The sequence below is a fragment of the Bosea sp. AS-1 genome (assembly GCF_002220095.1).
Taxonomy (GTDB): domain Bacteria; phylum Pseudomonadota; class Alphaproteobacteria; order Rhizobiales; family Beijerinckiaceae; genus Allobosea.
Genome location: NZ_CP022372.1, coordinates 1,886,682 through 1,909,026, shown reverse-complemented (window position 1 = coordinate 1,909,026; position 22,345 = coordinate 1,886,682). Strand labels below are relative to the sequence as shown.

The 22,345-nt window shown below is 65.7% G+C and carries 20 protein-coding genes and 1 other RNA gene; 8 read left to right on the top strand and 13 right to left on the bottom strand.

The genetic code is table 11. The features are described 5' to 3' along the window. Positions 1 to 102 precede the first annotated feature (102 nt). On the top strand, positions 103 to 525 hold the full coding sequence (locus CE453_RS10760; RefSeq protein WP_089174583.1) for an organic hydroperoxide resistance protein: 423 nt from the start codon (positions 103 to 105) through the stop codon (positions 523 to 525). A 65-nt stretch (positions 526 to 590) separates the two neighbouring features. Here the strand turns inward: CE453_RS10760 and rnpB are convergent. Both rnpB and CE453_RS10750 read right to left on the bottom strand, forming a co-directional pair. Next, an RNA gene (gene rnpB, locus CE453_RS10755) (RNase P RNA component class A) lies at positions 591 to 982 on the bottom strand. A gap of 56 nt (positions 983 to 1,038) precedes the next feature. Continuing rightward, positions 1,039 to 1,572 (bottom strand): lytic transglycosylase domain-containing protein, encoded by a 534-nt coding sequence (locus tag CE453_RS10750; RefSeq protein WP_248308029.1) that lies wholly within the window; start codon positions 1,570 to 1,572, stop codon positions 1,039 to 1,041. Between the two features lie 480 nt (positions 1,573 to 2,052). Here CE453_RS10750 and CE453_RS10745 point away from each other — a divergent pair, with 480 nt between their 5' ends. From CE453_RS10745 to CE453_RS10735, 3 genes are all read left to right on the top strand, one after another. Next, complete coding sequence (locus tag CE453_RS10745; protein WP_089174582.1) at positions 2,053 to 2,802, top strand: TerB family tellurite resistance protein; 750 nt, start codon at positions 2,053 to 2,055, stop codon at positions 2,800 to 2,802. 6 nt (positions 2,803 to 2,808) lie between these two features. After that, positions 2,809 to 3,609: a peptidoglycan recognition protein family protein gene (locus CE453_RS10740; RefSeq protein WP_089174581.1), complete on the top strand. Its 801-nt coding sequence runs from the start codon at positions 2,809 to 2,811 to the stop codon at positions 3,607 to 3,609. Positions 3,610 to 3,717: 108 nt separating this feature from the next. After that, entirely contained in the window at positions 3,718 to 4,656 is a 939-nt protein-coding gene (locus CE453_RS10735; RefSeq protein ID WP_089174580.1) for a sensor domain-containing diguanylate cyclase, read from the top strand. A 33-nt stretch (positions 4,657 to 4,689) separates the two neighbouring features. On the opposite strand, the gene CE453_RS10730 is transcribed toward CE453_RS10735, so the two are convergent. The 6 genes from CE453_RS10730 to CE453_RS10705 form a co-directional block, all read right to left on the bottom strand. Continuing rightward, positions 4,690 to 5,103: a GNAT family N-acetyltransferase gene (locus CE453_RS10730; RefSeq protein WP_089174579.1), complete on the bottom strand. Its 414-nt coding sequence runs from the start codon at positions 5,101 to 5,103 to the stop codon at positions 4,690 to 4,692. A 13-nt stretch (positions 5,104 to 5,116) separates the two neighbouring features. Then, a complete protein-coding gene (locus CE453_RS10725) occupies positions 5,117 to 5,425 on the bottom strand; it encodes an alkylphosphonate utilization protein (RefSeq protein ID WP_089177827.1) in 309 nt (102 codons plus the stop codon). A 147-nt stretch (positions 5,426 to 5,572) separates the two neighbouring features. Then, entirely contained in the window at positions 5,573 to 9,325 is a 3,753-nt protein-coding gene (gene metH, locus CE453_RS10720; RefSeq protein WP_089174578.1) for a methionine synthase, read from the bottom strand. Between the two features lie 5 nt (positions 9,326 to 9,330). Further along, entirely contained in the window at positions 9,331 to 10,242 is a 912-nt protein-coding gene (gene metF / locus CE453_RS10715) for a methylenetetrahydrofolate reductase [NAD(P)H] (protein WP_089174577.1), read from the bottom strand. After that, entirely contained in the window at positions 10,242 to 11,255 is a 1,014-nt protein-coding gene (locus tag CE453_RS10710) for an ArsR/SmtB family transcription factor (RefSeq protein WP_089174576.1), read from the bottom strand. Before CE453_RS10710 ends, metF begins: the two co-directional genes overlap by 1 nt. A gap of 535 nt (positions 11,256 to 11,790) precedes the next feature. Continuing rightward, entirely contained in the window at positions 11,791 to 11,994 is a 204-nt protein-coding gene (locus tag CE453_RS10705) for a cold-shock protein (protein WP_089174575.1), read from the bottom strand. Positions 11,995 to 12,318: 324 nt separating this feature from the next. Between CE453_RS10705 and CE453_RS10700 the strand changes: the two genes are divergently transcribed. Further along, on the top strand, positions 12,319 to 13,488 hold the full coding sequence (locus tag CE453_RS10700) for an alpha-hydroxy acid oxidase (protein WP_089174574.1): 1,170 nt from the start codon (positions 12,319 to 12,321) through the stop codon (positions 13,486 to 13,488). A gap of 113 nt (positions 13,489 to 13,601) precedes the next feature. On the opposite strand, the gene CE453_RS10695 is transcribed toward CE453_RS10700, so the two are convergent. From CE453_RS10695 to CE453_RS10685, 3 genes are all read right to left on the bottom strand, one after another. After that, a complete protein-coding gene (locus CE453_RS10695; RefSeq protein ID WP_089174573.1) occupies positions 13,602 to 15,389 on the bottom strand; it encodes a peptide ABC transporter substrate-binding protein in 1,788 nt (595 codons plus the stop codon). Between the two features lie 284 nt (positions 15,390 to 15,673). Then, positions 15,674 to 16,906: an HlyD family secretion protein gene (locus CE453_RS10690; protein WP_089174572.1), complete on the bottom strand. Its 1,233-nt coding sequence runs from the start codon at positions 16,904 to 16,906 to the stop codon at positions 15,674 to 15,676. Next, a complete protein-coding gene (locus CE453_RS10685; RefSeq protein WP_089174571.1) occupies positions 16,899 to 17,369 on the bottom strand; it encodes a hypothetical protein in 471 nt (156 codons plus the stop codon). Before CE453_RS10685 ends, CE453_RS10690 begins: the two co-directional genes overlap by 8 nt. Positions 17,370 to 17,669: 300 nt before the next feature. Here CE453_RS10685 and CE453_RS10680 point away from each other — a divergent pair, with 300 nt between their 5' ends. Next, positions 17,670 to 18,062: a GFA family protein gene (locus CE453_RS10680; protein ID WP_089174570.1), complete on the top strand. Its 393-nt coding sequence runs from the start codon at positions 17,670 to 17,672 to the stop codon at positions 18,060 to 18,062. A gap of 104 nt (positions 18,063 to 18,166) precedes the next feature. On the opposite strand, the gene ettA is transcribed toward CE453_RS10680, so the two are convergent. Next, the gene (gene ettA, locus CE453_RS10675; protein ID WP_089174569.1) at positions 18,167 to 19,819 is read right to left on the bottom strand and encodes an energy-dependent translational throttle protein EttA; all 1,653 of its coding nucleotides are present in this window, start codon (positions 19,817 to 19,819) and stop codon (positions 18,167 to 18,169) included. 224 nt (positions 19,820 to 20,043) lie between these two features. On the opposite strand from ettA, the gene CE453_RS10670 reads away from it, so the two are divergent. Continuing rightward, positions 20,044 to 20,853: an MBL fold metallo-hydrolase gene (locus CE453_RS10670; RefSeq protein ID WP_089174568.1), complete on the top strand. Its 810-nt coding sequence runs from the start codon at positions 20,044 to 20,046 to the stop codon at positions 20,851 to 20,853. A 14-nt stretch (positions 20,854 to 20,867) separates the two neighbouring features. Here CE453_RS10670 and CE453_RS10665 read toward each other — a convergent pair whose 3' ends face one another. After that, complete coding sequence (locus CE453_RS10665; protein WP_089177826.1) at positions 20,868 to 21,608, bottom strand: SDR family NAD(P)-dependent oxidoreductase; 741 nt, start codon at positions 21,606 to 21,608, stop codon at positions 20,868 to 20,870. A 111-nt stretch (positions 21,609 to 21,719) separates the two neighbouring features. Here CE453_RS10665 and CE453_RS10660 point away from each other — a divergent pair, with 111 nt between their 5' ends. Next, positions 21,720 to 22,340, top strand: a complete 621-nt coding sequence (locus CE453_RS10660; RefSeq protein WP_089177825.1) for a TetR/AcrR family transcriptional regulator — start codon at positions 21,720 to 21,722, stop codon at positions 22,338 to 22,340. Positions 22,341 to 22,345 lie beyond the last annotated feature (5 nt).

Here is a 22,345-nt window from a genome sequence, read left to right as displayed (position 1 = left end):
TGACAATCAACTCCGGCAGCACCTAAAAATTAGTAGTTGACAATTTAATTGTGCACAATCTAAATGGCAAGCATTGGTTCACCCGCTGCAAGGAGTCCGATCATGAAGATCCTCTACACCGCTCACGGTTCCGCCACCGGCGGCCGCGAAGGCCAGGCCGCGACCGACACCGGCAACGTGAAGCTCGTGCTGAACACGCCGAAGGAGCTCGGCGGCGGCGGTGGCGACGGCACCAATCCCGAACAGCTCTTCTCGATGGGCTATTCCGCCTGCTTCCTCGGCGCGCTGAAATTCGTCGCCGGCAAGGACAAGGTGAAGATCCCGGACGACGCGAAGGTCTCGGCCGATGTCGGCATCGGCCCGCGCGACGACGGACAGGGCTTCGGCATCGCTGCCAAGCTGACCATCTCGGTGCCGGGCGTCGACAGGGCCGTGGTCGAGGATCTCGTCCAGAAGGCCCATATCGTCTGCCCGTATTCCCACGCCACCCGCGGCAATATCGACGTCGAGCTCAAGGTCGCCTGAGAGCCTCCATGGCGCCGAACACGCGAAAGGGCCGGGATCACTCCCGGCCCTTTCCGCATCCGATGGGTGCCAGTCGGCCTGTAAGCCGGGTTCTGGATGGCCGGAGGATCGCTCCCCCGACGTGACGGCCATTCCTCTGGGACGCACATTGCTGCGCGCCTCGAGCAACCAACCCGGACGACAGGGCACAGAAACCTGCCCCTCACCGCTTGCGCGGAAAGCATCGTCCCTATTCGGTTTTGCTCCCGGTGGGGCTTGCCATGCCGTCCCCGTTGCCGGGTCCGCGGTGCGCTCTTACCGCACCTTTTCACCCTTACCCTGCGCCGAAGCGCGGGGCGGTTCGATCTCTGTGGCGCTTTCCCTGGGGTCGCCCCCGCCGGACGTTATCCGGCACCGTGTTTCCGTGGAGCCCGGACTTTCCTCCCTCGCAAGCGAGAGCGGCCGTCCGGCCGACTGGCGAGGGGGAGATGCGCGCTGGCGCGGCCGCCGTCAAGCGACAGCGCGAGGATAACGTCAGTTGCGGGCTGTGATCGTGCGCACCTTGGCGCAATAGGTGCGGTTCGCGCCGCTCATCCGGGTGGTCATATGGCCGCTCTGGTACTTCATCACCGTGCGGCAGGTGTCGCCGCCGGCCATCTTGTAGGCCATGGCGAGGTACTTCATGCCGTAGCGGGCATTGGTCTCGGCATCGAGCAGGCCGCTCGCGCTGCCGGAATAGCCGAGGCCGCGCGCCGTCTGGTGACGGATCTGCATCAGGCCGAAATTGCCGGCATGGGCAGCGCGCGGATTGTAGCGGCTCTCGATCCGCACCACCGCATCGGCGAGCGAGAACGGAACGCCGTTGGCGGCGGCATGGCGGGCGACCAGCGCGCGCAGACCCTCGGAGCCGGAGGGGGCGGCCAGCGGAGTGGAGCCGCGCCGCTCGGCCTTGGCCGTCTTCGCGTCCGACTTGCCGGCCTCATGCTTCATGCCCCGCGTCTCGGCCTTGGCCTCGTTCGCACCGCCGGTCTGGGCCGCCTTCTCGCGAGCGATTTCAGCGTCACGCATGAGCAGCGCCCTGGGGTCCGTCTCCGAGTTCACGAATTCCTGCGCCGACGCAATCGCCGGAAGGCTAATCAGAACCGCAGCAGCTAGACCGCCAAAGATGTACCGCATGATGAACCGGACCTCGTCTGTTCAAACCCGATGAGAAGGCGCGGTCAATTGCTGAGAGAATGTGTCCATAATCTGACTGTAACGAAAGAAAAACACACAGAAAATGACGTAAACAGGAATTTATTCTATATTTGACTATAAAGTATTCGCAGGTATTTGGAGCAGCCTTAAACTTCGCCGGCGCAGCGCGCTCGGGTGCGAATCAACAAAACCGCCCACCTGCCCCGTTTCCGCCACAATCCGCCGAAAATGCGTGATTCCCTGCGGCGGGCGGTCGCGAGGGCGCCCGCCCCCTTGATCGGAAGGCGGCTCACCTCACATCATGCAACCGCGCTTCGGCGCATGACGGATTCACGGGAGACCCGGCCCTTCATGGCTTCATCATTCTGGGGTGCGCTTGGTGGGGGCGGCCTTGGGCTTGCGCTCGGCGGCCCTCTGGGCGCCCTTCTCGGCGCCGTTGCCGGACATGTCCTGATCGACCGCGAGGGCGCTCCTTTCGGGCCGGCCCCGCGCGAGCTCGTCTTCACCACCGGCCTCGTCGCGCTGGCCGCCAAGATGGCCCGCTCCGACGGCGTCGTGACCTGCGACGAGGTCACGGCCTTCCGGCGCATCGTCGAGGTCCCGGCCGACCAGCAGCAGCGCGTCGAGGCCCTGTTCGACCTCGCCAAGCAGACCAGCGCCGGCTTCGAGGCTTATGCCGCGCAGATCGCCCACGCCTTCCATGACGAGCCGGCCCTGCTCGAGGACGTGCTCGACGGCCTGTTTCTGATCGCCGCAGCCGACGGCGCGATCCATGAGGCGGAGCATGCCTATCTGCGCGCCGTCGCCGGCATCTTCGCCATCGCCGACGGCGATTTCGCCCGGATCGAAGCGCGTCATGTCCGCCGCCGCGACGACCCCTATCTCGTCATCGGCGCCAGCCGCGAGATGGCCGACGACGAGCTGAAGCGGCACTATCGCCGCCTCGTTGCCGAGACCCACCCCGATCGCGAGATCGCACGCGGTCTTCCCGCCGAGGCGATCGCGATCGCGACCAGGCGGCTCGCCGCCATCAATGCCGCCTGGGACGCGATCGAGCGTGAGCGCGGCCTCCATCGCCGGCTTTCGCACCAGCCCGCCTGACGAGCCATGACCGAAACCATCGACGCGACGGCGAAGCCGGACAGCCGCTTCGCCACAAAGATCTTCCCCTCGCCCAATCATGGCGAACGCAAGTTGAGCGACGGCACACCGGGCCGGCGGCCGGACATGCTGATCCTACACTACACGGGCATGCCCGTCGCGGGCGAGGCGCTGCAGTGGCTGTGCAACCCGGTCTCGCAGGTCTCCTCGCACTACTTCGTCTTCGAGAACGGTCACACGCTGCAGCTCGTGCCCGAGGGGCGCCGCGCCTGGCATGCCGGCGCCTCGCACTGGGCCGGCGAGACCGACATCAACTCCTGCTCTATCGGCATCGAGATCGCCAATCCCGGCCATCCCGGCGGCCTCCCCGACTATCCCGAGGCGCAGATCGCGGCGACGCTCGACCTCTGCCGCGACATCTGTGAGCGCTGGTCGATCCCGCCCGAGCGCGTGCTCGCCCATTCCGACATCGCGCCCGGCCGCAAGATCGATCCCGGCGAGAAGTTTCCCTGGCGGCGCTTCGCCGAAGGCGGCGTCGGTCTCTGGGTCGAGCCCGCCCCGATCCGCGGAGGGCGATACTTCGCCCGCGGCGATGCCGGCCAACCGGTCGAGGCGCTGCAGGCCATGTTCGCCATGCTCGGTTATGGTGTCCCCGTCGACGGCATGTTCGACGAAAAGCTGGAGGCCGTGGTCGCGGCTTTCCAGCGTCACTGGCGCCCGGAGAAGGTCGACGGCGTCGCCGATTCGTCCACGATCACGACCCTGCGCGACCTGCTCGCCGCCACGCAGACTTCGCGCACCGCCTGATCGCAATTCCGTGATGGGATCCGCACGGCGGCAGCAGCTTCGCAAGGCTCGCTTAACCCCCCTGTTCTAGTGTAGTTTTCCCGGCAAGGCAGACCGGAGGGGGCAGCCTTGAACATCCAGCAGCAACACCTTGCCACCGAGCTCTGCCGGCTGTCGGGCAAACCGGCTGCCATCGGCGCGTGGGAGTGCAATCTCGCCAACGAGGCCCTGAGTTGGACCGACGGGGTCTACGACCTGTTCGGCCTGCAGCGCGGCTCCACGATCCAGCGCTCGTCGATCCTCGATCTCTACGAGGAGGTGTCGCGCAGCGAGATGAACCGCATGCGCGGCAACGTCATCCGCAACGGCGGGGCGTTCTCGCTCGATTGCCGCATCCGCACGGCGAGCAACGAGAAGCGCTGGATGCGGCTGATCGTCGGCGTCGGCCATCAGAACGGCCGGCCGATCCGCATCTTCGGCTCGAAGCAGGATGTCACGGCTGAGAAGGGCCTGTGGAACGGGCTTGCCACGCTGGCGCGCCAGGAGCCGATCATCGAGGCGTCGACCCGGCACGATTTCGAGAACCGCCTCGGCCAGGCGCTGCTCGATCCGCGTTTCGATGGAGATTCCTTCGCGCTGATCGTCTTCGACGTCGATGATTTTCACGATATCGTCGACACCTTCGGACGCGCCGCCAGCGACGAATTGCTGAGCCGTTTCGACGAGCGTCTCAAGCGGCTTTTCCCCGACGCGCTTGCGAGCGGCCGTATCGGCGACAGCGAATTCGCCCTGTTGCTGCGGATGCCGGCCGGGCAGCGCCGCCTCACCGTCAGCCTCGACAACGCCCGCCACCTCTTGTGCCGCCCTGTCTCGCGCAACAACCTGGTGATCGACTTCACGATCTCGATCGGTGCCGTCGCGCTCGAAGGCGATCGCCATCGCGATCCCACCGCCCTCTTCGCCGAGGCCCAGGCCGCCCTCCACGTCGCCAGCATGGCAGGGGGCAACACGTTGCGCATGTTCGACAGGCCGTTCGCGAACGGCGCCGGGAACCTGCACGTCAGGTGAACGAAGCTGTGCGCCGGCCCGGCACACAGGCCTCTACAATGTACGGATGAAGACGATCTGTCCGTCGAGCGAGCGGCCCATCTCGCGCCAGCCATGGCGGCGATAGACGCGCTCGGCGCGGGTGCCCGCGCCCGTCGTCAGCCAGGCCTGGGCATGGCCGGCGGCCTTGAGCTGCTTCAGCGTCTCGTCGAGCAGCGCCCGGCCATGGCCGCGACCTTCCTGCTCGGGATCGACGAACAGGGCCCAGACCAGCCCGGTCTGATGGTTGGCGCAGGCGAAGCCGGCGATGTCGCCGGCGCTTTCACAAACGAGGAAGATCGCATGGTCGCGATACCAGTCGACCTCCTCGGCCGTCACCAGAGCGGGGTTGCTCAGGACGTTCTCACGCACACCCATGCGGATCGCGTGGACGCGCGGCTGGTCGGCGAGGGTGGCCTTGCGGATCATCGCACCAGGAACGTCAGCGCTTGCGCACGAATTCGGTGCGCAGCACGAGTCCCTTGATCGTATCGTGGCGGCAGTCGATCTCGTCTGGGTCGTCGGTCAGCTTGATCGAACGGATCACCGTGCCCTGCTTCAGGGTCTGGCCAGCGCCCTTCACCTTGAGGTCCTTGATCAACACCACCGAGTCGCCGTCCGCCAGGACGTTGCCGGCGGAATCGCGCACTTCGACGCGGGCTGCCGCGGCTGCAGCAGCCGCCACCTCGGAAGCCGGACGCCACTCGCCCGTCGCCTCGTCATAGACGTAATCGTCGTCGTCGCCGGCCATGACCGTCCTGCCCGTCTCGTCGCCGCCGGACATCCCGGCCGGATCGGGTTAGCCGAGCCGGCCGGATAATTCAACAAGCCAGATCTGTATAATTCGGCCATCGCCGTCGCAAGCGGCACGCCGAGACGCGCCGCCGACCGGAGCCTCCTACTCCGCCGCCTGCAGCCGATAGGCCGCGGTGTCGTAGTTGAGGATCGGCATCAGCCAGCGCTCGACCTCCTCGATGCTCATGCCCTTGCGCTGGGCATAATCCTCGACTTGGTCGCGCTCGACCTTGGCGACGCCGAAGTAATAGGCCTCCGGGTGCGAGAAATAGAGGCCCGAGACCGATGAACCCGGCCACATCGCATAGCTCTCGGTCAGCTTCACGCCGACGCGGCGCTCCGCCTCCAGCAGCCGGAACAGAGTCTCCTTCTCGGTATGATCGGGCTGGGCCGGATAGCCCGGCGCCGGGCGGATGCCGCGATACTCCTCGCGGATCAGCTCGTCATTGCTGAAGGCCTCGTCCGGCGCATAGCCCCAGAACTCCTTGCGAACGAGCTGGTGCATCCGTTCGGCGAAGGCTTCCGCGAAGCGGTCGGCCAGCGCCTTGACCATGATCGAGCGGTAGTCGTCGTTGTCGCGCGCGAACTTCTCGGAGATGCGCTCCTCTTCCGCCCCGGAGGAGACCACGAAAGCGCCGATATAGTCGGGCGCCACGCCTTCCGGCGCGACGAAGTCCGAGAGGCAGAGATTGGGCTTGCCGTCCCGCCGCAGGAGCTGCTGGCGCAGGCCGTGGAAGGTTGCGAGCTCTTCCTGCCGGCTCTCGCCGGTATAGAGGCGGATATCGTCGCCGACGGTGTTCGCCGGCCAGAAGCCGATGACCGCCTTCGGGTTGAACCAGCGCTCTTCGACGACGCGCTTCAGCATCGACTGGGCATCGTCCCAGAGCGCGCGCGCTGCCTCGCCCTGCTTTTCATCCTCCAGGATCGCAGGAAAGCGGCCCTTCAGCTCCCAGGTCTGGAAGAAGGGAGTCCAGTCGATCACCGGCACCAGATCGGCAATGTCGTAGGTCCGGAAGACGCGCGTGCCGAGGAAACTCGGCTTCGGCGGGGTATAGTTCGCCCAGTCCGGCTTGAAGGCATTGGCGCGGGCCTTGGCCAGCGGCAGGCGCTGCTTCTCGGCCTCCGAGCGGCGATGCGCGTCGGCAACCTTGGCATATTCCGCCTTGATACCCTCGACATAGGCCGGCTTCTGCTCCTGCGAGAGCAGGCTCGACACCACGCCGACGGCGCGCGAGGCGTCGTTGACGTAGACCGTCTGGCCGGCGTTGTACGCCGGATGGATCTTCACCGCGGTGTGGACGCGGCTCGTCGTCGCCCCGCCGATCAGCAGCGGGATATCGAAGCCCTCGCGCTCCATCTCGGAGGCGACCGTCACCATCTCGTCCAGCGAAGGCGTGATCAGCCCGGAAAGGCCGATGATGTCGACGTTTTCCTTGCGCGCCGTCTCCAGGATCTTCTGGCTCGGCACCATCACGCCGAGGTCGATCACCTCGTAATTGTTGCACTGGAGCACGACGCCGACGATGTTCTTGCCGATGTCGTGGACATCGCCCTTCACCGTCGCCATCAGCACCTTGCCGGCCGCCGCGCGCTCGGAGCCGCCGTTGAGGCGCTTCTCCTCCTCCATATAGGGCATGAGATAGGCGACCGCCTGCTTCATCACGCGGGCGGACTTCACCACCTGCGGCAGGAACATCTTGCCCGAGCCGAACAGGTCGCCGACCACGTTCATGCCGGCCATTAGCGGGCCCTCGATGACGTGCAGCGGCTTCTCGGCGTTCTGCCGCGCCTCTTCGGTGTCCGCCTCGATGAACTCGGTGATGCCGGCGACCAGCGCATGCTCCAGCCGCTTCTCGACCGGCAGCTCCCGCCAGGCAAGGTCCTTGCCCGCGCTGGCCGCGGCACCGTCGCCCTTGAAGCGCGGCGCGGCCTCCAGCAGACGCTCGGTCGAATCCTTGCGGCGGTTGAGGACGACATCCTCGCAGAGCTCGCGCAATTCGGGATCGAGGTCGTCATAGGAGCCGAGCTGGCCGGCATTGACGATGCCCATGTCCATCCCCGCCTTGATGGCGTGGTAGAGGAACACGGAGTGCATCGCCTCGCGCACCTTCTCGTTGCCGCGGAAGGAGAAGGACAGGTTCGAGACGCCGCCCGAGATATGGGCATGCGGCAGGCTCTCGCGGATCGCCTTGGTCGCCTCGATGAAGTCGTTGCCGTAGTTGTCGTGCTCCTCGATGCCCGTCGCCACCGCGAAGATGTTCGGGTCGAAGATGATGTCCTGCGGCGGGAAGTTCAGCTTCTCCGTCAGCAGCTTGTAGGCGCGCGTGCAGATCTCGATCTTGCGCTGGAACGTGTCGGCCTGCCCGACCTCGTCGAAGGCCATGACGACGACGGCCGCGCCGTACTGCCGGCAAATCCGGGCATGCTCGAGGAAGCTTTCCTCGCCCTCCTTCATCGAGATCGAGTTGACGATCGGCTTGCCCTGGATCGTCTTGAGGCCCGCCTCGATCACCGGGAACTTGGATGAGTCCACCATGATCGGCACGCGGCTGATATCCGGCTCCGAGGCGATCAGATTGCAGAACTCGGTCATCGCCTTCTCGGAGTCGAGCAGGCCCTCATCCATGTTGATGTCGATGACCTGCGCGCCGTTGGCGACCTGGTCGCGCGCCACATCGAGCGCGGCGGCATAGTCGCCATTGGTGATGAGCTTGCGGAACTTGGCCGAGCCGGTGACGTTGGTGCGCTCGCCCACATTCACGAAGGGGATCGTCTCGTCGAGGGTGAAAGGCTCCAGCCCGGCGAGGCGCAGATAGGGCTTCGCCTCGGGGATCTGGCGCGGCGCCTTGCCGGCGACAGCCTCGGCGATCGCCGCGATATGGCCGGGCGTGGTGCCGCAGCAGCCGCCGACGACATTGACGAAGCCGGCATCGGCGAACTCGGCCAGCATCTTGGCGGTCGCTTCCGGCCGTTCGTCATAGAGGCCGAATTCGTTGGGCAGGCCGGCATTCGGGTAGGCGCAGACCAGCGTGTCGGCGACGCGGGACATGTCCTTGATATGCGCCCGCATCTCGCGCGCGCCGAGCGCGCAGTTGAGGCCGACCGTCAGCGGCGCAGCGTGGCGCACCGCGTTCCAGAAAGCCTCGACCGTCTGGCCCGACAACGTGCGGCCCGAAAGGTCGGTGATCGTGCCGGAGATCATCACCGGCAGGCGAATGCCCTTCTCGCGATAGACCTGCTCGATCGCAACGATCGCGGCCTTGGCGTTGAGCGTGTCGAAGATCGTCTCGATCAGCAGCAGTTCGGAACCGCCATCGACCAGCCCCCTCACCTGCTCGGCATAGGAATCGCGGACTTGGTCGAAGGTCACGGCGCGGAAGCCGGGGTTGTTGACGTCGGGCGAAATCGAGAGCGTGCGGTTGGTCGGGCCGATCGCACCGGCGACATAGCGGCGCCGGCCATCCTCCTTCTGCGCCAGCATCGCCGCCTCGCGGGCGAGGCGCGCGCAGGCGACGTTCAGCTCGTAGACGAACTCCTCCATGCCGTAATCGGCCTGGGCGATCGCGGTGCCGGAGAAGGTGTTGGTCTCGATGATATCGGCGCCCGCCCGGAAATAGGCGAGATGGATGTCGCGCAGCGCCTCGGGCTGGGTCAGGGCGATGATGTCGTTATTGCCCTTGAGGTCGCGGTTCCAGCCCTTGAAGCGCTCGCCGCGGAAATCCGCCTCGGAGAGCTTCAGGTCCTGGATCTGCGTGCCCATCGCGCCGTCGAGCACGAGGATGCGCTTGGCAGCGGCCTGCCGCAGCGAGCGCTCGATCTCGGCGCCGTCGACGGGAGCGGGAATGAAGTCGGACATCAGGCTTACTCCGCCGCCACCGCCTGCGCCGCCGGCTTCTCGGGCTTCAACCCCACGAGATGGCAGATGGCGTAGACGAGGTCGGCCTTGTTCATCGTGTAGAAATGCAGGTCGGTGGCGCCACGATCGATCAGATCGAGCACCTGCTCGGCGCAGACTGCCGCCGCGACGAGGCGGCGCGTCGCCACATCTTCCTCCAGCCCCTCGAAACGATCGGCCAGCCATTGCGGCACGCTCGCCCCGGTCTTGCGGGCGAAGTTGGCGGTCTGCTTGAAGTTCTGCACGGGGACGATGCCGGGCAGGATCGGGATCTCGATGCCCCGCGCACGCACCTTGTCGAGATAGCGGAAATAGACGTCGTTATCGAAGAAGAACTGGGTGATCGCCCGCGTCGCGCCGGCATCGACCTTCTTCTTCAGCGCATCGATATCGGCATCGAGCGAGGCGGCTTCCGGGTGCTTCTCGGGATAAGCCGAGACCGTCACCTCGAAATCGCCGATCCGCTTCAAGCCAGCCACGAGGTCCGAGGTCTGGTGATACCCGTCCGGATGCGGTTCATAGGCCGTGCCGAGACCTCCAGCCGGATCGCCGCGCAGGGCCACGACGTGGCGCACGCCGGCTTCCCAATAGGAGCGGATGACCTCGTCGACCTCGGCCTTCGAGGCCGAGACGCAGGTGAGATGCGCGGCCGGCTTCAGCGCGGTCTCCTCGACCATGCGCTTGACGGTGGCGTGGGTGCGCTCGCGGGTCGAACCGCCGGCGCCATAGGTCACCGAGACAAAGTTGGGGCCAAGCGGCTCGAGCCGGCGCACGGACTCCCACAGCGCCACCTCCATCTCCTCCGTCTTCGGCGGGAAGAACTCGAAGGAGACGCGGGGACGGCGCGAGCCGTGGCGGCTGGGGCGGAAGGCATTCATCACGCAACCTCGAGATTGATCTTGCGGGCCGGTGGGTCGGCCTGGACGCGCCGGTCACGGCCGCGCCAGAGCATCACCGGCAACTGGCCGGAGCCGCCATCGGCGAGCGTCACCTCCTGCGACAGGTCGCAGGCGAGCCCGGCCTCGGCGAACCAGCCGGCGATCTGCTGCCGCGAGAAGCCGAGCCGGCGATGCGCATGCTCGGTCCGGAGGAATTCCATCTCGTGCGGCGCAAAATCGACGACGATCAGCCGTCCGCCGGGCGCCAGCATCGCGGCCGCCTCGCGCACGGCCCGGCCCGGGTCGTCGAGGAAGTGCAGCACCTGGTGGACGACGACGAGGTCGAAGGAGCCGCGCGCGAAGGGCAGCGCATAGATGTCGCCCTGCCGGAGTTCGACGCGCGACAGCCCGGCCTGCTCCAGATTGGCGCGTGCCACTGCCAGCATCGCATGGTTGGCATCGACGCCGACAGCGCGACCGAATTTCGGAGCGATCCGCTCCAGCATTCGGCCCGTGCCGGTGCCGAGATCCAGCATCGCGCCGGGCGTGCCCTCGCCCACCGCAGCCTCGACCGCCGCCTCGACGGCATGGTCGGGCACATGCAGCGTGCGCAGGCGGTCCCAGTCGCGCGCGACGCTGGCGAAATAATTCTGCGCGGCCTCGGCACGGCTTGCCCGGACGGCAGCGAGCCTTTCACGATCGGCGGCGAGCACCGGATCACTCAGGTCGAGCCAGGCGGCGAGCGAAGCGGCGAATGCTCCGCCAGGCCCGGTCTCGTCGAGCCGGAAGAAGGCCCAGGCGCCCTCGCGCGAGCGTCGGACGAGTCCCGCCTCGGCCAGGAGCTTGAGATGGCGCGAGATCCGCGGTTGCGACTGGCCGAGAATGTCGGTGAGGTCGGAGACGGACAGCTCGCCCTCGGAGAGCAACGCCAGGATGCGCAGCCGCGTCTCCTCGCCGGCCGCCCGCAGGCTCGCCAGAAGCACATCGGAGGACAATGTCGTCGGCTGCCGCACGCGCTCGCACTCCCCACCGCAGGAAAAAAGATATAAAGATATCTTTATATCGGAAGCGTCGTTCGTGCAAGCGAATTATCGTGCGGAAAACAGGACAGGGGACCTGCTCTCCTGCCTCGGCAGCGAAGGAAGAAGCCGGTTCCCACTCCAACTTATCCCGTGGCTTCGGCCTGGACGGGGCTTTCGGTGCGGATAACCCGACACAACCGAGCCTTGACCATCCCGGCGAGGCATTGGCACGGAACCAGCGCTCGTCCCGCCTCGCGCAACCACGAAGAAGGCAAGCAAGGCTCCAACGGTCGGCATTCAGACAATGGAAAACATCCGCCGCAGGGCCCAGCCCCTGAACGGCAGCGCGCTGAAGGGGCGCCACTTTCGGTCTTCCCCGGGACGCCATCACCTACCGGCAAATCCAGAAGCGGAGGGCAAACCCCGGTCGCACCGAAGGCCGTCCTCTACCTGACGCTACAAGCCCACGAGCCCACCGCCCCGGCCTGGGGACGGCGCTTCGCAGGACCCTACGAGATCGGCCGGGTCAGAGAACCTTGAGGTCCCCTGCAGCAGTCTTGCCGCGTTCCGTCTTGAGCTCGAACGAGACTTTCTGCCCTTCCGTCAGCGTCATCAGCCCAGCTTCCTTTACGGCAGTGATGTGCACGAACACATCCTTGCCGCCATCCGCCGGTTGAATGAAGCCGTATCCTTTCTCAGTATTGAACCATTTAACGGTTCCGGTCGACATAGCCACACCCTCGAAGCCGCGCCCGCAGGCCCGCAGACCACAATCCGCAAGCCGGCAACGGAAGAATTGTCCGAAAATCGGACCTTGTCGAGACCAAAGCTTGAGCTGACAAATCGTCGACGTTTTAAGTCTTCGCCAAGATCACCCAGCGTCAGGGAAGTGCTCCCCCGCAGCGCCACGCGCAGCCGCCATCCGGCCCGCCCTGTTGCCTGCCGGGACCATCTGTGCAACCGAGCAGGTCTCGACTGTCCAGAGCATTGCGCGACAAGCGGAAACCGGTTTCCGTAACGGCAATGCCGAGAGGAATGCGGAGCCGCGAAGCCCATGGCCCAGCCCCTGACCATCGAAGACCTGCGCCTAATGGCGAAGCGCCGCGTGCCGCGCATGTTCTACGACTACGCCGACTCCGGCGCCTGGACCGAGGGCACCTACCGCTCGAACGAGACCGACTTCGCCAAGATCAAGCTGCGCCAGCGTGTCGCCGTCGACATGACCAACCGCACGCTGGCATCGGAGATGGTTGGCCAGCCGGTCTCGATGCCGGTCGCGCTCGCCCCCACCGGCCTCACCGGCATGCAGCACGCCGATGGCGAGATCCTCGCCGCCCGTGCCGCCGCCAAGGCCGGCGTGCCCTTCACCCTCTCGACCATGAGCATCTGCTCGATCGAGGACGTGGCGAACCACACCCAGGCGCCGTTCTGGTTCCAGCTCTATGTGATGAAGGATCGCGACTTCATCTCGCGGCTGATCCAGCGCGCCAAGGCGGCCGGCTGCTCGGCCCTGGTGCTGACGCTCGACCTGCAGATCCTCGGCCAGCGCCACAAGGACATCCGCAACGGCCTCTCCGCGCCGCCGAAGCCGACCATCGCCAACCTGATCAATCTTGCCTTCAAGCCGCGCTGGTGCCTGAAGATGCTGGACACGCCGCGCCGGCAGTTCGGCAACATCGTCGGCCATGTCACCGGCGTCGCCGACATGTCGTCGCTCTCGAACTGGACCTCCAGCCAGTTCGATCCGCAGCTCAACTGGGACGACATCAAGTGGATCAAGGACCAGTGGGGCGGCAAGCTGATCCTGAAGGGCATCCTCGATCCGGAAGACGCTGAAATGGCGGCGAAAAGCGGCGCCGATGCCTTGATCGTCTCCAACCATGGCGGTCGTCAGCTCGACGGGGCGCTGTCCTCGATCGAAGCTCTGCCCGGCATCGTCGAGCAGGTCGGCAACCGCATCGAGGTGCTGTTCGACGGCGGCATCCGCTCGGGCCAGGACGTCCTCAAGGCGATCGCGCTCGGCGCCAAGGGCACCTTCATCGGCCGCGCCTTCCTCTACGGGCTCGGCGCCATGGGCGAGCAGGGCGTCACCGCCGCGCTCGACATCATCCGCAAGGAGATGGACGTCACCATGGCGCTCTGTGGCCTGCGTGACATCAGGCAAGTCGACGAGAACATTCTCGTCGGTGGCCGCGAGGGCGCGATCAAGCGGCTGGCGAGCTGATCGCTCCCGCCAAACCCTGAAAAGCAGATCGCCATGCCTCCGGCGGAGGCATGGCGATCCAGGTAGTATGAGCCCCTCGCCGGATCTCGCCCGGCGAGGGGTTCGCTTTTGGATCAGGTGCGATACCAGGCAGCCAGGTTCCAGGTATCGACGTCCCAGCCCGAATGGTCGTGCGCGAGGTTCTGCGCCGCGGAGACGACCTTCGTGCGCGACAGGATCGGCAGGATGACGTTGGCCTCGCAGAAGATCTCGTTGACCTTGATCAGCAGCGCGGCCCGCTTGGCCGGGTCGAGCTCCTTCTGAGCCTCCCGATAGGCCTTGTCGGCTTCCGGATCGGTGTAGCGCGAAACGTTGCGGCCCAGCCACTTGTTCTCCTTGCTGGCGACTTCCCAGGAGGTGAACTGGTTGAGGAAGCGCTCCGGATCGGGCTGCGGCTGCGTCGTCGTGTACATCTCGATGTCGGTATAGAGCTTGGTGTAGGTGTCGGGGTTGGCGACGTCCGACGAGAAGAACACCGAGGCCGTCACCGACTTCAGTTCGAGCTCGATACCCGCCTTCTGGCAGGCCTGCTTGATGATCGCCTGCACCTTCTGGCGTGGCGCATTGATCGAGGTCTGGAAGACGTATTTGAGCTTCTTGCCGTCCTTCTCCCGGATGCCGTCGGAGCCCTTCTTCCAGCCCGCCTCATCCAGGATCTGGTTCGCCTTGGCGATGCTGAACTCGTATTTCAGCTTCTCCGACTTGAACTGCTTCGGCTGGTTGACGAAGCTCGCGGTCGGGATGCCGGCGCGGCCATAGATGAACTTCTGGATCGAGTCGCGGTCGATCAGCAGGTTGATCGCCTGGCGCACGGCCGGGTCCGACAGCGTCGGATGCTTGGTCTTCTTGCTTGAGCGCTCGCCATCGACCTCGGTCCACGGATCCGTGGTGTTGAGCGTGATGAACTCGATGTCGCCGGCCACCGCGACGCTGACCTTGCCGCGTCCGCCGGTTTCCATGCGCTTGAGCACATCCTCTTCGACCAGCGAGTCCCAGGCGTAGTCGTATTCGCCGGTCTGCAGCACGGCGCGCGCCGCCGAGACCGCGTCACCGCCACCCTTGACCTCGAAGGTGTCGAAGAACGGCTGGTTGGCGACGTGATACTCGGTGTTGCGCTCGGTGCGGATGATGTCGCCCGGCTTGAACTCGACGAACTTGTACGGGCCGGTCCCGACGGGCTTGAGGTTGGCCGGAGCCTCGCGCGACTTCGCGCCCTTGTACTCGCCGAAATGATGCTTCGGGATGATCATGCCGGCGACGCCGACAAAGGGATCGGCCCAGAACGGGGTCGGCTCCTTGAAGATCACCTTGACGGTGAAATCGTCGACCTTCTCGACCTTGATGTTGGCATAGGCGCCGGTGGTATAGGCGGCCGTCGCGGGGTCGGCGGCATATTCCCAGGTGAAGACGACGTCGTCGGCCGTGAACGCCTTGCCGTCATGCCACTTCACGCCCTGCTTCAGCTTCCAGGTGACAGTCTTGCCATCCTCGGACAGGCCGCCATTGGCCTTGCTGGGGACCTCGGCAGCGAGCTGCGGGACGAGGTTGCCTTCCTTGTCCCAGCCGGCGAGCGGCTCGTAGAAGATGCGCGAGGCGATCTGGTCCTTGGTGCCCGAGGCAAAATGCGGATTGAGCAAGGTCGGCGCCTGCCACAGCAGCATCTTCAGCGGGCCACCGCCGCCAGCCTTGGTCGGCTTGTATTCGAGCGTGGCGTTAGCCATCGCAACGTCGTTCCAGGCCAGGATCTGGCTCGCGATCGGCGCGGTGATGCCCAGCGCCGCCAATTTCTGAATAAAAGAGCGCCGCGATACGCGCCCTTCCTTCAGATTCTGCACCATATCCTGGATATACTGACTACCCATAACTGACCTTCGCATGACATCGGCAAGATGCTGATCGGTAAAATGGACCGGATCGAGCCATAGTGACTTGGGCCGGGACTGCATGCCCAGGCCGCGGCTCCCCTCGTAGGAGCTACCGGTTTAGTCTGCCTTAAAGCGAGGCAAAGGCGGCGCGCTTGCTGCTCATGCCCGGCATTCGCGGAGGGCGGCTCGCGGCCGGACGGAAGCGCCGGCCAGTCCGGACCCGGCCAGACAAGCCCGCCGGGTCCCGAACCGCCCTTGCCGATAGCGAAGGCCGTGAACTCTCAATGCCCGCTGAACACGAGCGTCCTCACCGGCAGCACCAGCGCCTGGATCCGCAGGAGCATGGCATGAACCAGGCCGACGGCGTCGACAGCGTGCAAGGCGATCCGCCGCATCGTTCCGGTGTCCTTCGCGACAATCTCGTCGTGATTGCTGCTGTAGGCGTTGGCGACGCAGCTGCTGCCGGGCGTTACCCCGTCGAGCCCACCCTGATAAAGCGGCTCAAGGAATGTCAGGATCGTTCCGGGCTGCATCACCTGCCGCGCGTCGACCAGCTGCTCGCCGCTCCTGAGCTGACCGGCGGCAATGAAGTCCTGCACGCCCGTCACCACCATCGGAATGATGACCCATGGCTTCGAGATGCAAGTCACCTCAGCCACCATGCCGACCTTCAGCACCTGCGCCTCGATCTGGCTGAAGCCCGCCTGCAGCCTCCCCCGGCCCGCTTCTTCGGGGATGATGACACCGGCGGCCCGTACGAACGGATTGACGATATCGCCGACCCGCAAGGTGAACTGCTCCACACGGCCGGCGAAACCGGCGCGCACCTCGGTCTTGCGTAGCTCGGCTTCGGCCTGTGTCAGCGCAGCTTCCGCGCTGGCGCGTTCGGCGGGAAGCAGCGAGACAATTTTCGCCTGGGCGGTGTCCTTGGCAGCGGTGACGGCCAGAAGAGCGGCTTCCCTACCCGCGACGATATTCTCGAGCCTCTCGATCTCGCGTGCCGCGACGACGGCGTCATTGCGCCGCCTCAGCTCGGTCTTGGTGTCCAGTTCATCCTGCGCCTGCTGCAGGGCGCTCTTCGCCTCCTGGATCTTGCCCTCGTCGGTAATGATGTCCGCCTTTGCGACGATGATCGCGGCGTCCGCCTCGGCGATCTTGCGGCGTGCCGTTTCGACGGCGGCTTTCTGGGTCGTGTTGTCCAGGGTGAAAAGAAGGTCCCCCTTGGCAACCGACTGGCTGACGCCGACATGGACCTCGGCAACGCGGCCATTGACCTCCGGCACGATCGGAACGGTCCGGAAGAAGACAGTCGCGTTGGTCGTGGACGGGTGGTTGTAGAAGATCACGGTGATCAGGCCGACCGTCAGCATCGCGCAGGTCACGATGCCCCAGCGCAATTCGAACCAGACGGAGAAGAACGTGATCTCGCGGCCGAACCGCTTCCCCTGGACGAAGCGGCGATACAGGTAATCAGGAAGAATGGTCAGCAGGGAGCAGACGAGGAGCTCAAGCATGGTTCTTGTCCTCGGTGCCCGCAGCCTGATGGGTCTCTCCGCGCGGCGCTTCCGGGGCTATGCCGGGCTCCACCACCGCGACCTCCACTGGCGCGACGATCTCCGCATCCTCGCTGGGGGCAATCCCGGCGAGCTTTTCCTGAGCCGCCGCCATTCGGCCGAACATGCCGGAAAAATCCGGGAGATCGACCAGGGCGAGCAGGAGCCCGGCGACCCAGAAGAGGTGGATATGGGTGAAGAGAGCGAGCAGCCCGAGCACCGCGACGATCTCGAACTGGAGCTTGTGGGCCCGGTGCGCCATGCGCTCGGGCAAGGTGTGCAGGCGCAGGAAGAGAAGACCGACGGCCAGCACGGCTGCGACGAGGAACAAGGCCGAGAAGATGAGCAGGTAATCCGTCCCTCCCGGCGCGGTAATGAAAGAGGGCAGATCGTGGGGGGCGGCGGGATTGATCGTAGGGGTCATGTCAGCTCCCTATCGCGAAAGGCGCGGAGTTGAAATCTCCTGTTCGAACGGGGTCCGAGCTGTCCGTGCGAACTGTCCTTACGCACCATCACAATGCCAAGAATCTCCTTACGTCAACAGACCTGAATCGGATCAGGTTGACCGTGTGATGCGGCAGGCTAGCCGCACCTGAACTGCCGCGCCGATCCGCTCCGGTCGAATGCCGCGCCGACGGCCGGCGGAAAGCCCGGAGCCTCTCGGTCATGGACGACGGACAAGCCTGTCTGTAAGCATCTCGCCTCGATTTCACGAAAGCACGTCATGGATCGTTTCACTGGCGGCTGCTTGTGCGGCAAGGTCCGGATCACGGCGTCGGGTCGGCCCTACCGGGTCGGTCTCTGTCACTGCCTGGACTGCCGCAAGCACCACGGCGCCCTGTTCCACGCTTCCGCGATCTTCCCCGAGACCGCGGTAACGATCGAAGGCGAGACGCGCGACTATGCCGGACGGCATTTCTGCCCCAGTTGCGGCTCCTCCGTCTTCTCGCGCACCGGAGACGAGATCGAAGTGAATCTGGGTTCGCTGGACGCTCCGGACCAGTTCGTGCCGACCTACGAGCTCTGGACCATCCGCCGCGAATCCTGGCTTCCGCCATTTCCAGTCAAGAAGCGCTACGAGCGCGATCGCGAAGGCAAGAGCCGCTCCGAGGCGTAATCGTCTCCGGGCACATCCTGGCCGGCCATCACCCATCCGATCCAAGAAAAAAGCCCCGCGACGCAGAACGCCGCGGGGCTCATTTCGAATCTGAAATCAACGGCTCAGCGCGAGAACTTCTTGTACTGGATGCGCTTCGGGATCGTGGAGTCGATGCCGAGGCGGCGCTTCTTGTCCTCCTCGTACTCCTCGAAGTTGCCCTCGAACCACTCGACATGGCTGTCGCCTTCGAAGGCGAGGATATGGGTCGCGATGCGGTCGAGGAACCAGCGATCGTGGCTGATGATGACGGCGCAGCCGGCATAATCCTCCAGCGCCTCTTCCAGCGCCCGCAGCGTGTCGACGTCGAGGTCGTTGGTCGGCTCGTCGAGCAGCAGGACGTTGGCGCCGCTCTTCAGCATCTTGGCGAGGTGGACGCGATTGCGCTCACCGCCCGAGAGCATGCCGACCTTCTTCTGCTGGTCGCCGCCCTTGAAGTTGAAGGCCGAGCAATAGGCGCGCGAGTTGATCTCGCGCTTGCCGAGATAGAGCACGTCATTGCCGCCCGAGATCTCCTCCCAGACGTTCTTCTTGTCGTCGAGCGAGTCGCGGCTCTGGTCGACATAGCCGAGCTGGACGCTCTCGCCGACCGTGATCTTGCCGGCATCGGGCTGCTCCTGCCCGGTGATCATGCGGAACAGCGTCGTCTTGCCGGCGCCGTTGGGGCCGATCACGCCGACGATGCCGCCCGGCGGCAGCTTGAAGGAGAGGTCGTCGATCAAGAGCTTGTCCTGGAAGCCCTTGGACAGCCCCTCGAAGTCGATGACGTTGTTACCCAGCCGCTCGGCGATCGGGATGATGATCTGCGCGGTGTCCGGCCCCTTCTGCGAGGCCTTCTGGACGAGCTCATCATAGCGCTGGATACGGGCCTTGTTCTTGGCCTGGCGCGCCTTGGGCGATGCATTGACCCATTCCTGCTCGCGGGCGAGCGTCTTCTGGCGGGAGGCGTCCTCGCGGCCCTCCTGCTCCAGCCGCTTCTGCTTCTGCACCAGCCAGGACGAGTAGTTGCCCTCGTAGGGGATGCCCTGGCCGCGATCGAGCTCGAGGATCCAGCTCGTGACATTGTCGAGGAAGTAGCGGTCGTGGGTGACGATCAGGATCGCGCCCGGATAGGTCCGCAGGTGCCCTTCCAGCCAGGCGGTGGTCTCGGCGTCGAGATGGTTGGTCGGCTCGTCGAGCAGCAGCAGCTCGGGCTGCTCCAGCAGGAGCTTGCACATGGCGACGCGGCGACGCTCGCCGCCCGAGAGCTTGTCGACGGCCCAGTCGTCGGGCGGGCAGCGCAGCGCGTCCATCGCCTGGTCGACCTTGGAATCGAGATCCCACAGCCCCTTGGCCTCGATCTCGTCCTGGAGATTGGTCATCTCGTCGGCGGTCTCGTCCGAATAGTTCATGGCGAGCTCGTTGTAGCGGTCGAGGATCGCCTTCTGCGGCGCGACGCCGAGCATGACGTTCTCGCGCACGGTCAGGCTCTCATCGAGCTTCGGCTCCTGCGGCAGGTAGCCGACACGCGCCCCCTCCGCGACCCAGGCCTCGCCGGTCCATTCCTTGTCCATGCCGGCCATGATCTTGAGCAGGGTCGACTTGCCGGCGCCGTTGACGCCGAGCACGCCGATCTTGGCGTCCGGATAGAAGGAGAGGTGGATGTTGTTCAGGACCTGCTTGCCGCCCGGATAGGTCTTGGACAGGCCGCGCATATGGTAGATGAACTGACGGGACATGAGGCGAGCGGGCTCCGCTTTCGGGGCTGCGACACGGGGATGTCGGGAAATCTGGCCGCTATGTAGCGAGCCGCGCCCGCTGCCGCAACCGGGACGCCCGTCGCTCGGCCTCGGCCCAGCGCCCTCCGCTTCACGAAACCGGTAGCGCGCCTCACGCGGTCTTTCCCGGGTCCGGCTTTTGCCCGAAACTCGTCATCACCGCCGAAATCGCATGGAGCCTGCCGATGAGCTTGCTGCGGATAGCCTTGCGCTTCCTGTGTCTGCTCGTCTCCTTTGCCGCGATCGGCGCCCTCCCCGCCTTCGCCCAGTCAAGCGAGCCCGCCTGCCGGCCCGAAATGGCAAGCTATCGCCTGCCGATCCAGCGGGTCCAACTGGCGAAGGACGAAGTCCGGCTCACCTTCATCGGCCACGCCACCTTCTTGATCGAGACGCCCGGCGGCGTGAAGATCGCGACCGACTACAACGACTATGTCCGCCCGCCGGTGACGCCCGACATCGCCACGATGAACAAGGCGCATTCGACGCATTACTCCAACCGCCCCGACCCGGCGATCAAGCAGGTGCTGCGCGGCTGGGACCCGGAGGGCAAGGGCGCCGCCCATCACGACCTCACGCTGGGCGACGTGCGCATACGCAACGTGCCGACCAATATCCGCACCTATGACGGCGGCACCGACTACGACGGCAACTCGATCTTCGTCTTCGAGATCGGCGATCTCTGCATCGCCCATCTCGGCCATCTTCATCACCCGCTGGAGCCCGGCCATCTGCGCGCGCTTGGCCGGGTCGACATCGTGCTCTTCCCGGTCGACGGCAGCTATACCCTCGACCAGGAAGGCATGCTGGAGGTGCTGAAGTCGCTTCAGGCCCGCGTGATGATCCCGATGCACTTCTTCGGCGGCGGCACGCTGGAGCGCTTCCTCTCCCGCACGCGGGACCTCTGGCCGGTGGAGCGCCACGGCGAGCCTTCGATCACACTGAGCAAGGCGGCGCTGCCTGCCAAGCCCACCGTGATCGTCCTGCCCGGCCACTGACCGGCGGCCCATCGTCAGGTGTTGACGCCGCCATCAACGGCGAGGCCCGTGCCCGTGACGAAGCGGGCCTCATCGCTGGCGAGATAGGCGACCGCCGCGGCGATGTCCTCCGGCTTGCCATAGGCAGGGATCGCCATGCGCGCGAGCTGTGCTTCGGCGCCGGGACCGTTCGCCGGATTCATGTCGGTATCGGTCGAGCCGGGATGGACGATGTTGACGGTGATGCCGCGCGGGCCGAGATCGCGCGCCAGCCCCTTGGTGAAGCCGATCAGCGCCGCCTTGCTCATCGCATAGAGCGCGATATTCGGCTCGACCACCCGGTCGGCCAGGCAGGAGCCGATCGAGATGATCCGCCCGCCCTGTCCGAGATGGGCCGCGGCCGCCTGCGAGGCCAACACGACGGCGCGGATGTTGACCGCGATGGTCGCGTCGATATCGGCGAGGCTCCAGTCCGCCACCGCCCCGCCACGGAAGATGCCGGCATTGTTGACGAGGATGTCGAGCCCGCCGAGCGCCCGCGCCGCCTCGTCGACCGAGCGCTTCACGGCCTCCGGATCGGCGCTGTCGGCCGCGATGGCGACGCCCTTCCGGCCGAGCGCCTCGATGGCCTTGACGACTCCGGCCGCCTTCTCGGCGGAACGCTCATAGGTGATGGCGACATCGGCTCCTTCGGCGGCGAGCCGCCGGGCGATGGCGGCGCCGATTCCGCGGCTGGCTCCAGTGACGAGCGCGCGCTTTCCGGCAAGGCGGGACATGGGGAACTCCATTTATGTATTGAACGATACATAAATAGGTGACGCGCTTGCCCTGCGTCGTCAAGAGAAATATATATCGATCGGTACAAAAATTTCGTGGAGATCGCGGAGATGGCGGAACGTGGCCGTCCGCGCCGTTTCGACCGGCAGGCGGCGCTGGAGCGGGCGATGGAGGTGTTCTGGGAGCGCGGCTACCAGGCCGCCTCGATGACTGATCTCACCGAGGCGATGGGAATCAATTCGCCCAGCCTCTACGCCGCTTTCGGCAGCAAGGAGGAGCTCTACCGGGAGGCCATCGCTCACTTCGCGGCAACCGAGAGCGACGCCATCCTCGCTCCCCTGCTTGAAGCCGCCACGGCGCGCGCCGCAATCGAAGGCTATCTGATGGCCAGCGCCGCGACCTTCACGCGCCCGGGCCGGCCGCCAGGCTGCATGGTCGTGATGTCGGCCGTGAACGCCGTCGGCGTTGGCGAGGGGACCGGCCGCATCCTCCGTGAGATGCGGGCGGGCAGCGTCGCGATGATCGAGGAACGCCTGCAACGCGCGATGGCGGAGGGTGAGCTGCCCGCCTCGCTCGACCCGCGCTCGGTGGCGAGCTACTACGTCACTGTCCAGCAGGGCATGTCGATCCAGGCCCGCGACGGCGCTTCGCGGGCCGTGCTCGAGGCGATCGCACATGCGGCAATGGCGGCCTGGGATTCCCTTGTCCTGCCGCGCGACGCTGCCGCCTGACCCTT